The sequence below is a fragment of the Vibrio sp. M60_M70 genome, from assembly GCF_037162085.1.
Taxonomy (GTDB): Bacteria; Pseudomonadota; Gammaproteobacteria; order Enterobacterales; family Vibrionaceae; genus Vibrio; species Vibrio diabolicus.
On sequence record NZ_JARLUL010000002.1, the window covers coordinates 1,016,078 to 1,029,003 of the forward strand.

Annotated in this window: 10 protein-coding genes; 7 read left to right on the plus strand and 3 right to left on the minus strand. The window is 39.8% G+C overall.

Features of this window, described 5'->3' with window-relative positions:
- Positions 1-404: 404 nt before the first annotated feature.
- Both P4S59_RS20160 and P4S59_RS20165 read right to left on the minus strand, forming a co-directional pair.
- On the minus strand, positions 405-1,142 hold the full coding sequence (locus tag P4S59_RS20160) for an EAL domain-containing protein (RefSeq protein WP_337169205.1): 738 nt from the start codon (positions 1,140-1,142) through the stop codon (positions 405-407).
- 179 nt (positions 1,143-1,321) lie between these two features.
- The gene (locus P4S59_RS20165; RefSeq protein ID WP_337169206.1) at positions 1,322-3,532 is read right to left on the minus strand and encodes a M9 family metallopeptidase; all 2,211 of its coding nucleotides are present in this window, start codon (positions 3,530-3,532) and stop codon (positions 1,322-1,324) included.
- A 265-nt stretch (positions 3,533-3,797) separates the two neighbouring features.
- On the opposite strand from P4S59_RS20165, the gene P4S59_RS20170 reads away from it, so the two are divergent.
- The 3 genes from P4S59_RS20170 (at position 3,798) to P4S59_RS20180 (ending at position 9,378) form a co-directional block, all read left to right on the plus strand.
- The gene (locus P4S59_RS20170; protein WP_337168944.1) at positions 3,798-6,833 is read left to right on the plus strand and encodes a M6 family metalloprotease domain-containing protein; all 3,036 of its coding nucleotides are present in this window, start codon (positions 3,798-3,800) and stop codon (positions 6,831-6,833) included.
- Positions 6,834-6,879: 46 nt separating this feature from the next.
- Positions 6,880-7,860, plus strand: coding sequence for a GlxA family transcriptional regulator (locus P4S59_RS20175; protein ID WP_046876016.1), 981 nt, complete (start codon positions 6,880-6,882; stop codon positions 7,858-7,860).
- Positions 7,861-8,469: 609 nt separating this feature from the next.
- The gene (locus P4S59_RS20180) at positions 8,470-9,378 is read left to right on the plus strand and encodes a LysR family transcriptional regulator (protein ID WP_046876017.1); all 909 of its coding nucleotides are present in this window, start codon (positions 8,470-8,472) and stop codon (positions 9,376-9,378) included.
- 57 nt (positions 9,379-9,435) lie between these two features.
- Here the strand turns inward: P4S59_RS20180 and P4S59_RS20185 are convergent, their stop codons facing one another.
- Positions 9,436-9,873 carry an A24 family peptidase gene (locus P4S59_RS20185; RefSeq protein ID WP_337168945.1) on the minus strand — a complete coding sequence of 146 codons (438 nt, stop codon included), beginning with the start codon at positions 9,871-9,873 and terminating at the stop codon, positions 9,436-9,438.
- A gap of 194 nt (positions 9,874-10,067) precedes the next feature.
- On the opposite strand from P4S59_RS20185, the gene P4S59_RS20190 reads away from it, so the two are divergent.
- Genes P4S59_RS20190 through P4S59_RS20205 form a run of 4 tightly spaced genes read left to right on the plus strand, consistent with a single transcriptional unit; the run spans position 10,068 to position 12,926 of the window.
- Positions 10,068-10,319, plus strand: coding sequence for a Flp family type IVb pilin (locus P4S59_RS20190; RefSeq protein ID WP_046876019.1), 252 nt, complete (start codon positions 10,068-10,070; stop codon positions 10,317-10,319).
- 56 nt (positions 10,320-10,375) lie between these two features.
- Positions 10,376-11,131, plus strand: coding sequence for a pilus assembly protein CpaB (locus tag P4S59_RS20195; protein ID WP_124007824.1), 756 nt, complete (start codon positions 10,376-10,378; stop codon positions 11,129-11,131).
- A 2-nt stretch (positions 11,132-11,133) separates the two neighbouring features.
- Positions 11,134-12,477 carry a type II and III secretion system protein family protein gene (locus tag P4S59_RS20200; protein ID WP_337168946.1) on the plus strand — a complete coding sequence of 448 codons (1,344 nt, stop codon included), beginning with the start codon at positions 11,134-11,136 and terminating at the stop codon, positions 12,475-12,477.
- Positions 12,477-12,926 (plus strand): hypothetical protein, encoded by a 450-nt coding sequence (locus P4S59_RS20205; RefSeq protein ID WP_005445974.1) that lies wholly within the window; start codon positions 12,477-12,479, stop codon positions 12,924-12,926. The genes P4S59_RS20200 and P4S59_RS20205 overlap by 1 nt, the downstream gene beginning before the upstream one ends.

Genomic DNA, 12,926 nt, shown 5'->3' on the forward strand with positions numbered 1-12,926 from the left:
CCTACTTTGGCAAATTTTTATAGTTCTTTATTTTTAATTAAGAAGTACATAACCAGTTTGGTCTTTATATAAGGCACACTCTGGAAGGAGAGTGGTTTCATTATTCTGACTACCTTTTCGGATAGTTGTAAGGTAAATGGGAGAATATTAGAGCTACTTTTAGAATGTGATTAGGCAAGCTTTAAAGTCTAAATGTCAACAATTTTACAGAGCTTGCTTTAAAGCATCAGCTCTAAATTGTCCTAGTTATCTTTAGCTACTCATAAACACGTTTTTTAGTCATTATATCTAGTGTTACGCTTTTATTTATCAGTTGGTTGCATTGTTCAGACGTTTTAAGTTCAGTGTTTATGCAAGGTTTGATTCCTGTGCGACCTCTATATTGAAAGTTTTGGGCTCTTTGTCTATCCTACATACGAGAGCTTTCCGGAGTCGGAAGCGCACGGTTTTGAATCGAGAGAGTTTAATGGGGACGGTCTAAAGTAATAGTAACCTTGAGTCAACGAGTGGCTTGTCTTTAACATCTTATGATGTTCGATGTACTCAGCACCCTCGAAGATCAATCCGTGTAAGCAGAAAGGGGCTAAGAAGTACTCTAGTGCTTGTATAGACTCTTGGTCGGCGTGTTTTAGAAAGCTTTTGTCAATCTTGATACGATCCCAAAGTATGTTGCCAAGTGACATGTTAGCCAGCTTGTTGTTACGGTGATAGTCATCCAGCCAAATCTCGATATTGTTCGCTTGTAACACTGATAAGTTTTCGCGTATTTCTTTTGATTCGGTATAACAATCAAGCTCGCTTATCTCAAGAGCAAACTTAGCACCATTGAAGCTTAAAAGCTCACGGACAAAATCTTCGTCAGCTAAACAAGAGAGTTTAATATTAAAAGAGTGTAGTTGGTGAGGGTATTTTTCAAGAGAAAATCGAATTTGTTGTAAAGCGAGAGTTTGAATAAACGTGTTGTCTATAATGGAAAAGAATACGTCGTTGTTTATGTTGCTTTTATCAAAAGTGCTTATCTTAGACAAAGTTTCGTAATATTGAATTTCTTGGCTTCTAGGACAGAGGATAGGTTGTACTAACGTTTTTATATCAAAGTCAGTCAATTTGAAGCTAGGTAGGTAAGGCATATTCCTTTTCATATTATCCACTTTATCCGTTTACTATTACTATGTTTGACTCACACTTAAACATCGTTTCATATTCTATATCTAAAGTTATTACGTCAGGAAATTAAGAATTATAATACCTCTATAAATAATATTTAATGTTCATTAAGCACCATCGAGAAAACAGGTGCCTAATGAACGATGATAGAAATTTATTTCGCAACAACAGACAGTTCTACGTCGAATTCTTCACGACCACTGATGCTGAAATAGTATTGTCCCATTTTGATCGACCCGTCTTCATTTTTTGGGATTGAAATCGTTTCGTTACTGCCATGGGTGTAGTTCGACCATTCGTACTCGAAGTAGTGGCATACTTTGTCGTAACAAGCGTATAGATCGGCATCACCAGTGCCGGAGATAGACACTTCCAGTTGATTATAACTTTCTGAAACATCGACAAAGAAGAGCGTTTCAGAGAACTTTTTACCACTTACTTGGATGCTGGTATTGAGTTCGATTTTCTTAGGCTTCTCTTTCGGTTTTGGCTGAGAAATATCCGAATCGTCAATGTCTTTCGTCACCTCATCCAGCCACGAATGAAACTCGGTATTGTAAGCAGGCCCTAATCGTTCAAGCAGTTTTACCCACTCTTTGTATTGGCCGGTACGCGAGTAACCTAACAGTTCAGTAACGTCTTCAGGATGCTTCTCTATCATGAAGCGCACAGCTAAGTAGCCCCAGCGGTACACACGGTTTAAACCGTCGCTGTAGTTCGTACTGAACACGTCTGCCAATGTGTGCGTCTTTTCTTTGCCAAGTACTAGAGCAGCATTGTAGCCTTCTTTGTAATACATGTATTCAGCAAAACCTTCCAACCACCACACGATATTGCCTTCACGCATTGTGTCATGGAAGTCACCGTATTGGTTGAATCGACCGTCTAAATAATGCACATATTCGTGCTCTAAGTTTAGAATCGAAAAGTCGTCGTCCCATCCGTTTTGATAAGCGACGAATCGAGGTACATTTCCTTGTTTTGATGGGTCTCGCTCAAGGAACTGTCCGCCGTTGTTGGTTGTGTTATCAAAAAGGAAGCTGGAGTAGGTTGAATAGTCACTTTTGGTTTTAAAAACAATAACATCGACACTATCGCTATGATCATCAGCGACAGGCTGATATCCGGTATTAACAGTTTGGTGGAAGTCATCTTCTTTGAGGTTTAATGTTTCGCAGCTTGTTATTGCTTGAGCTTCGGTCATCTCTTGAGCAAGAATTCGCGCGGGTCCGCGACAATCATAACTGAATGTCATTATTCGCTGTTTTAATACGGATTTTGAGTTACTTAGCCCTAGTTGCTCAAGATAATCTGATGCATAAGCGTCAACCATTTCGGCGATGCCAACCCAAATTCTGTCTGACTTACCGCCTAGCGGGTAGCGCTTTAACAAAGAATCTAAAGTGTCGACAACGACTTTTTTTGTCTCTGCATCTTCAGTTTTTATCAGCCTAGCGAGCTCTCGCGCGGCATTGCCAAGTAGTTGTTCAGAATCCGTGCCTATCGCCCATTCGTTGTTGGTAATAAAACCACTCAAACGATGGATATAACTTGAGTCAGATTCAATCACATCGTAAAACGCTTTGGTTTGTGAGTGTCCAGCCATAGCGACAAAGATATTGTTGATGGCTTTACGGTAGTAATAGCTGTCGCTTTTATCCGCTGAAAAGCTATCAAGAATAGCGAAAACATCGGGTGCGGCGATGGCGAGTTGACGAATACTATCAACAACAATCAACATGGATGCGAGCGCTTCTTGCTGTTCGCGACCTTCAGTTAGAGCGTATGGCGAGCGCAAAAACTGTTGAATGGTATTGGCAATATCTGCGCTTAATTCGGATGAGAAAGGTTGCAACTTTTTAGCAAAGGTATCGTGTCGGTTTTTGTAAGCTGCCTTAATGAACTCACCTAAATAGTATATTTGCTGAGCTTGCTCTTTTGTTCCTTTATAAGCTTCAATTGCCTTTTTTAATCCGCCAGTAATTCGACTCACGCTCATGGTACTGAAGACGACGTCTGCTTGCTCTAACGATGGAGAAAACCACGTTCTCATGCACTCGTAGTCACTGTTTGCGACTCTTGATTCGATATTGACTCGGTCAACCGTAAAATCTTCAACAGTACATTTTCCTTTGTGTGGGAAAAGCTCGGTATCGTCATCTACCACGGTGTCATCGTCAGTGGTATCGTCATCTTTCGTGGAATCATCATCGACGGTACTGTCATTATCTGTATCGTCATCTACAGTTGAATCTACGTCGGCGTTGTCATCGTTTTTGTCGCCAGAATCTACGCCAGCGACGGGAACAGTCTTGACTCCACCGGAAGAATCATCACCACCACATCCAGTTAAAACACCAAGCATGGATAATAGAAGACATGCAGTTTTAATATTTTTCATAGAATTAGTATTGTATTTGAAATGGGTGTCAAATATATATTTTTACTGATGCTTAGTTAAATAATAGAATTTAATGGCTAGATAAAAATGTATTATGCTCAACACGCCTATTTTTATGTGATATTGAACAAATAACTATTATTTATAAATTCAGTAGAAATGTTAATTGGGAAGGAAAAATTGATTTTGATATACATAACGCTTGGTTTTTATTTTAGTCGACGGGTATATGAAAAAAATATATTTTCCAATCATCAGCACTTTGATGGTTTCCTTTGCTCATGCCAATACGCTGCCTGCGCCAACTTGGCATCAATTTCAGTTAAATGATGGTTCAAAGAAAGAATTAAAACTTTATGGCGATCAAGAATCTTTCTGGTATCAAGATAGAGAAGGCATTATTTATGTCTACGATGAAGAGACAGGGTGGTTTTATGGTAATCATGAAATTGTTGATGGGCGTTTTGTCGTCACTTCTCTTGGGGTTGAAGCCAAATTAGAAATGCCACAAGTAGTGAGAGAGTTGTTAAAAGAGCGCGTCACTCCGACGTCTTCTTTATTGCATTCTGAGCACGTTTATCCGATGAGTGAGCCATATCTTGAGCAAACTCCCATTCGAGCACTAAACGCAACGAATGAGCCCACGCACCAACCTTTGCTCGTTGTTCAGGTGAGCTTTAACAACCAAGACTTTGTGAATGACTTCACCAATGTGATTTTTGGTGATAATCAGCAAAGTGTAAAAGACTACTTCAGTAAGAATAGCTACGGACGTTACATTGTAGAGCCTGCGAAAGAAACGGAAGGTACAGCGAACGATGGTGTCATCGACCTTACGTTGGATATCGCTCACCCGAACTGCCACTCAAAAAATGATGCGACTTGTGACAGTAAGCTAAATGAGGCTTTTAAAGCTGCTTACGACAAGTTAGACCGTTATGTGGATTTGTCTACTTACGATTTGAATAACGACGACAAAATCACACCTGACGAATTGTCTGTGATGTTTGTATTTGCGGGATATGACAAATCTGCCGGTTCGGTAAATACGCCGTACATTTGGCCTCATCGTTATAGTCATAATGCGATTGAGATCGATGGAAAGACCATTCGAGATTACTGCTTGTTTGCTGACTTCCAAGGTGACCATCAATCTACGATGGGCGTGATTGCCCATGAACTTGGACACTTGATGCTTGGTCTACCTGATTTGTATTCCTACAAACATTCCGGCTCTGTTGGTCAATGGGGATTAATGGGTGGCGGAAGCTGGGCAAGTAAACAAGGTGATACGTATGCAGGGGAAACGCCGGTCAATATGTTGGCATGGAGTAAGGAAGCTGCTGGTTTCATCAAACCGAAAGTGATTGAAGCGTCTGGTTCTAGCACGATCGAGACTCGTCAAGGCGAGGGTGTGGTGTATCTCGATCCGTATTTGAAACAGCAAGGTCCAAGAGCTTACTTCGAAAACAGAAGAAAAACGGAATACGACCGTGCGTTGTCAGGTGAAGGTCTTTTGATCACGGCCGTAAGTATCGACAACCGTTTCAATGACACTGGGCCAATGCAAGTTCAGGTATTCCAAGCGGACGGTCTGGATGAACTACAAACTCGTGGCTGGTCAGATCAAGGTGATGTGTTCCCGGGCTCAAGCAATGTGGTAACTATTTCGGACGATACAACTCCTTCTTTAAAACTCATCACCGGTGGCCGGGAAACCAATATCTCGATTAATGATATCGCCAGTACAGATCAAAGCGGCACGTTACGAGCGTCTATTCCTTCATCGATGAATAAATCGGCTTGGATAACGTCACTTTCAAGAACGTACGTGTATGAAGACAGCCGCAACAATACGATAGGGTTTGGGTTAGAAAACAACGACGGTTACCAATCTTTGGTTGGTTTCTACTTATTTGCTAAGCCAATCCTACCAAACTCCGAGATGCGTTATCGCATGTTTAAATATGACCTGACTACAAACCGTTGGGGGAATGCTGCTATTAACGTTGACACTCAAGTTGAAGTGTCATCGGGGGTGATTCCTACGTTTGGTGGTCGAGTTATGTTTGCATCGCCATTTGATATCGATGAAGGTGAGCAGTTGTTGGTCATTGAGCTAGAAAACGCTAAGCCAGAATACAGCTATTCATTCTTGGACGCTTATTTGTCTAACGGAGAGAAAAAGAAGCAGTTCTATGGAAATGCCAGTTCGTACAAGACGAGCGGATTAAGCGAAGGGCGTGGCCGTAACTATCCTTTTGCTGCTTTGTTAGAAAAACCTCAGGCGAAACCTAGTATTACGGTTGAAACGGATTCCGTCACCGTATTAAGCGGTGAAAGTATTACGATTGATGTACTGGCGAATGACCACTCATCGGATGCGAATAGCACATTGAAGCTAGATAAGATCACATCAAAGCCTTCGATTGGTAGCGCTGAAATCTCAGGACAAAAAATCCACTATTCTGTTCCTGTTTCGGACATTCCAGAACAACGAGCAGTAATGAAGTATCAAGTGTCTGACGATTTTGGGACGACAGCAGAAGGTGAGGTGGTCATCACGATCAATTCTCCAGTAATCACCGCCAATAGTCTTCAATACAAAGCGCTAGAAGATACGCCACTGGAACTTAACTTACGTCAGCAACAAGGACTAGAGAAAGGGGACACCATCGTCATTAAAAAGCCGCCGATGCACGGCAAGATTGATGGAAATACCTACCAAAGCAAGGAAAACTACTTTGGTAATGACCAGTTTGAGTTTTCTATTGTTAAAGAGAACGGACGTGAATCTAATACAGCTATGGCTGTAATTTCGGTCGAAGCGGTTAATGATGAGCCGATCTTTTCTATCGAAGCGAGTCGTAAAGAAGGCCTATCAAATGAAAAAGTCACACTATCTGTACTTGGCTTAAAAGACGTTGATTCAACCAATCATTCATTCAAATGGCGTCAAGTTTCTGGGACTAAAGCCCAGTTTGCCACCACGGACACGATAAGTGTAGAAGTGACGTTACCAAAAGTGAGTGAGAAAAGTGAAAAGCTGATGTTTGAAGTGACGGTAAACGACAATGATGGTGCAATTATTACTAAGAAGGTTGCTATGGTTGTTAAGCAAGAAGTTGTTGTGGAAAATGATCCTGGCAAGAGTGAAGAAGGTGGCTCTATGGGGCTGTGGGTCATTCTGTGTATGATCCTGATTAGTCTAAGAACAAAGGTTAATAATTTGTATATATTCGTAATAAGAAATGATATTTGGTAGAAAAATATTATAATTCATCGCCTTGTATTCGCAGGATGAATGAAGATTGAAGGAAACCAATAAGAAAAACCTCCGTGTCGTAGCGCTTGCTCCGACAGGGAGGTATTTTGCATCAATAATAAGCTCATTAGAGATCTTGGAAACAGCAGCTGAATTTGCAGAGTTCCAAGGTTTCATGACACACGTCGTTACGGCAAACAATCGGCCGTTAATTGGTCGAGGGGGAATCAGCGTTCAACCTACCGCACAATGGCAATCATTTGATTTTACAAACATATTAATCATTGGCTCTATTGGCGATCCTTTAGAATCGTTAGATAAGATCGATCCTGCATTGTTCGATTGGATCAGAGAGTTACACCTAAAAGGCAGCAAAATAGTTGCAATTGACACTGGTATTTTTGTCGTCGCGAAAGCCGGTCTTTTGCAGCAAAACAAAGCTGTAATGCATTCTTACTTCGCCCACCTCTTTGGCGAACTGTTCCCTGAGATAATGCTCATGACTGAGCAGAAAGCACTCATTGACGGAAACGTCTATCTTTCGTCTGGACCTTACTCTCACTCAAGTGTGATGCTGGAAATAGTAGAAGAGTATTTTGGAAAGCACACTCGAAACCTTGGTAACCAGTTTTTAAGTACAATAGAGAGCAGTGGAAACTCTCATTCATACTGTGATGTTTTCCGGTACATGCAACACAGAGATGAGCTGATTCTAAAAATCCAAAAATGGATTCTCACCACGGATCTAGACATCGTTTCTATCAGTGATTTAGCGAATGAAGCTTGCTTATCAGAACGGCAGTTAAAACGCCGATTTAAAGAGGCGACATCCATCAGTCCGTTAAAGTTTATTCAGTTAGGGCGTTTATCTTTTGCAAAAGAACTGTTGAGGTCAACAAAATTGTCAATTGATGAAGTGGCAAGTCGATCTGGTTATGTTGATACACAGTTTTTCAGGCAGATATTCAAACGAGAAAATGATTGTTCTCCACTTGAATATCGTAAAAGAAACCAAATTAAAGCTTAATGATAAGCATATCTCATGGCCAGAATTATGATCTATACAACATTATTAATTGAATAGTCATATTTACATTCGTTTTAAATCCATATTATAGTTCGAACGAAAATAGCAAACGTTTGCTATTTTCGTTCGAGTATAAATTAGTTAGTCTTGAATTAATTATTAATAACGGTAACTTATACTTATATATACGTATTCTTATAATTACTTAATTTCTATTAATAATATTGTCGTTCATATAATGTATATAGTTTGTTATGAAATAAAACAATATGAATATTATTAAGTGATTACTTAAAATAAAAGGGGGATTTAGACCTTATAAAGGGGGTGATTAAGACACAATATTATAAATTTCCCTTTTTTAAATCAATTATTTCTCAGCGTAAAATAATAATTAAAACATGTATTTGCAATGTTTTTTGTCTTTTCGGATCAGTGTAAAACTTAGTTAATAAGAAACTGGTTTTTTATACAACTGTTTAATGCTTAGACGTAAAATAAGAGACTGAGTTATAGAGGGGAGCTATTTATTAACTAGCTTCATCTGTAGCTTTATGGATTTATAAAAATTATAACTATCGGAAATTATTGGGTCTTGGTGTTATTAAAATGAAAGCAAATAAACGTACCATCGATGTAAAGTACTTGCGCACTTTTTCACATGTTGCAAGGCATAGAAGTTTTACTGCGGCAGCAGAAAGTCTATATTTAACCCAACCAGCCGTTTCACAACATATTAAAAAACTTGAATGTACTATAGGGGCTGAAGTCTTCGATCGAAAAGATGGATTCAATCTGACTAAACATGGCCAAATATTACTTAGTTATACAGACAGAACAATGTCTTTATATGACCAATTATTTGACGAATTGGCTCAAGTAGATATGTTTGATCGGTATTCTATTGCGATATCTGATTCATTTGCTCCAGAGTTGGTCGCAAAAGTAATTAGCTCTTTTAGAGTGTATAACGACGTCGAGTTAGCTATTACAAGTTATAGCGACATGAATTGTGTTGATAAAGAGAACCACGATTTAGTCTTCGCTATTGGTGACACCACATCCGTGGAAGGTCGCGTTTTCCCACTAAATAGAGAGCAATACATTTTGGCTTGCGGCTGTGCAGTCAAACCTGAGGAATGCTACCCTGAGCGAATCGTCTTTTGTAATACTTTGACTAGGCGAGATGCTGAGGTATTGCTTGACTCTTCTGGGGTGGATACTTCTAGAGTAAAACATTGGCTTACTACTTCTTCGTCTCGATTGATGATCAATGAACTGCAAGCGGAAAATACTTTTGTTATCTGTCCTAGTTGGACACTGGGCGATTACAAGTGTAGCCAGTATCCGCTATCCAAGTACATCGAGATGTACGTATGGTGTAATGATTCTGCTGCGAAGAAAATCGACCAAGAACGTTTGAGAAGTTTGATTACCGAAACATTCCGACTGACTTCTAAAGGCGTGGTTGGTAGACCACCTACGGGTCGGTTACTAACCAGTTGTGAAGTGATGTAGAAAAACGCCATGCCTATTGAATAAATAGACATGGCGTTTGTTTTAATAATGATTAAATTAATGACATGTAGAAGAAAAAGAGCCCACTCGTACCAATTGGTATTGTGTAAGGGATGCCGTTCTCAAAAAAATTTTTTTGTGATAAACAGACATTAACCACATAACCAATATTTGAATCCCACCCATTAATCCGATCGCTACTATTGCAGCTAACATATATTCATCGTTCACTCCTAAGAAAAGTGCACCAATGAGTTTTACATCTCCGCCTCCTACAATGTTTATCAACCAAAGTATAAAGAAACAAATAAAAACAGAGATACTCACTGTGAGTTGAGCTAGTGGTTCTGGAGTAAACAACAAGCTAAGTAGTGAAGTAATAAAGATAATAAGAAGAAATCGATGTTTCACAATTCTATAACGAATATCGTCATAGAATATGAGTAAGACGTTGACCAGGCAAGTTAGCCACAAAGCAAAATTTATATAATTCATTTTCCTATTTTAAATTTTTCACTTATAAATTCAAATTGTTTTCGATAATAAAAATTTATGTAATGGATTTCATTGATTTTATAACAACATCTTATATGTGAATAAAAAAGCTTAATTGGTGTGATTGTTTCTGTTGATGTAAATTTTATTCGTTCACGAAATGAGTGATTAATTCAAGGGAAATAGAGGTAAACATGCTTTTAAATATCAATAATAAACTTCGTAATATCCGCCATAAATTTAATTCTGACAAACGTGGTGTCACTGCTGTGGAATACGCAATCATCGCTGTAGCAATGTCTTCAATTATTCTATTTGTATTCAAAGATGGCACTTTGAAAACAACGTTAAATGATGCGATGGGCAAAATTTCCACTTCAATGGAAAGTGCTAACTCTGCTGGAGGTTCTGGCTCTGGCAATAAAGCTGACGGTAAACAAGGATAAGTTAACCAGTTATAAATTTAGAGAGGGGAAACCCTCTCTTTTAAGGTTTTTATTCTATGAGTAGAGCATTAGTTTTTGTATTTGTTGCCATCACTATGTTTTTGGCTTTTTTCTACGTCAGCGATTTTTTTGATCAGCCTGAGCCAGTGGCTGTGGTCGAAAATGAAGTGTTTGTAGAGGTCGCATTCGTTAATCGAGCTGTAAACAAAGCTGAGCCGGTTAACACCGATGCAATAGATATTCGTGAGTTTCCCGAGTCGGAAGCAAAACAGCATTCATACGTTCCTTACGCGAGTATCAAGATTGATTCAGGTGCTCTATGGGCGAAAGACGTCAATGAAGGTATGCAATTAACACCAGACTTGGTTTCTAATCCTGGTGAAAAAGATTACATGTATCTTTCACTTAAAAAAGACCAAGTGCCTTACTACTACTTGTCGCAAGGCAGTAGCATTGTAGAAGCGCTACCAATTCAACCTGGCGATCGCGTCAGTTTTGTTGCCACAACCTCATCTCAATCTAATTTATTAGAAAGTGGCTATTCCGATATCGATAGCTTAACGAGCAACGTCATCATTGACGGGGCTTTGGTTTTGCAATCGATGAACGTTTCTGAAGATGATGATTCGTCAAATGAAGAATATGGCTTGATTATCGCGTTGACCGTTAAACAGGTACTTAAGCTTGAAATGGCACAGAAAATTGGAGCCATAACTCTGGTTCCAGCAAAGATGGTTCATAAATACTTATCTGTAAAAAGTAGCGATTTGATTGAGCATCGATTTGGCGTTCGACAGCTGAGAGGGAATTAAGGGTGTTCAATAAAAATATATTATCGGTCACGCTGGGATTGGTTTTGCTTCTCCCGGTTTCCGCGTCTGCTGGGGATCTATTAAGCCTTGATAAAGGTGCAGCGAAGACGATTAATGTAAAACGCAACATTGATACCGTGTTTGTCGCAGATACCCAAATTGCGGATTACAAGGTCATCGCAAACGGGAAATTGGTGATTTACGGTATTGGCCGTGGCGCCACTTCCATTATCGCGTACGACCGAACAGGAAACGAAATTTACAACACAGAAGTGGTAGTAAATAAAAGCTTAAGGCTTTTAAAACAAACGCTTATTGCAAGGTATCCCGATGAAGACATTGAGCTGACCAATATTGGTGAGCAGGTTGTCATTGATGGTGTCGTGAGCAGCGAAGAAATCAAAAACAAGGTGTATCGCCACGTGGGTGAAATGCTGAAAAAGAGCAAACAAAGGAACACTTTTGAGCTCACTAATGCAAACGGAGAAGCTGGCGATGCTCTCGACTACACAGCGACTTATGTGTTTGAAGACATCATCAACAACCTGAAAGTTCTCACGACTGATCAAATCAACGTAAAGCTGACGGTTGCAGAAGTTTCAAGTTCATTCTTGACCGAGCTAGGGGTTTCATACGCTGAAACAAACGGTAAGTCCATTGGTGGTGCTGGTCAGTTCGTCAATAAAATTTTAGATTTTACTGCTGAGGATATCGTTGCGGTTATTTCAGCGAGTGGTAATGACAGCATTGGACAAGTGCTTGCCGAACCAAATTTATCAGTGATTTCCGGTGAGTCCGCAAGCTTTCTAGTCGGTGGTGAAATCCCTATTACAGTTCGCGATAACGATGGTATCTCTGTTACTTACAAAGAGTACGGCGTAAAGCTGTCGATGGTTGCTAAAGTAACAGACTCTGAAAATATTCGTTTGTCACTGCTGCCGGAAGTGAGCTCTATTGATAAGACCAATGGTGTGAACTCTGGACTCATCAGTGTGCCTTCTTTGAGGACTCGCAAAGCCCAAACGACCGTGCAATTGAAAGATGGTCAAAGCTTTGTTCTAGCGGGTCTGTTGACATCAGAAGAACAGGAATCATTAGCCAAAATCCCTTACCTGGGTGATATCCCGATTTTGGGTGCACTGTTTAGTAAAACCAATACTGAAAGAAGAAAGACTGAGCTGATTATCGTAGCGACAGTTAACCTCGTCGATCCTGTTAAAGAAACCGATATCAAACTGCCGAAGTTCAAACGAACGAGTGATCTTGAGCGTTTGTTGAAACTTGATCTTTCAAATGTTGATGACGAAGAGCTGGAAAATACGATAAAGGCGGGAGGCTTTAACTAATGAAGGCAAACCTATTGTTGGTGGTTTCTGTATTACTCTCGGGTTGCTCGGTATCGGTAACACCAAACAAAACAACCGTAGACACAATTGTAGAAACCTTTGAGTTTCGAGTCACAAACAAAGAAGTGGCGATGGATAAGTCAGTTAACTTCGTCAATCAAATTAATCTTCAGTATCCAAAGTCGACATTTGCAATCAATTACGACGCCAAAGAAAGTCAGTTTGTTGATGGCTTTGTGAAAGAAATCAAAGCCAAAGGCGTAAACAAGTTGCGTTATACCCTAAACGCAAACAGCGAAAGCAAAGGCGTAAAAATCGTTGCGAAATACCACAAGATGCAAGAGCAAACTTGTGATGCTGTTTCATTCAACACCCTTAAACATCATCCATTTGGGTGCAGCTTGGAATACAACAGACGCTTGAGTATGACGAATCCTGTGGCGGAGTAA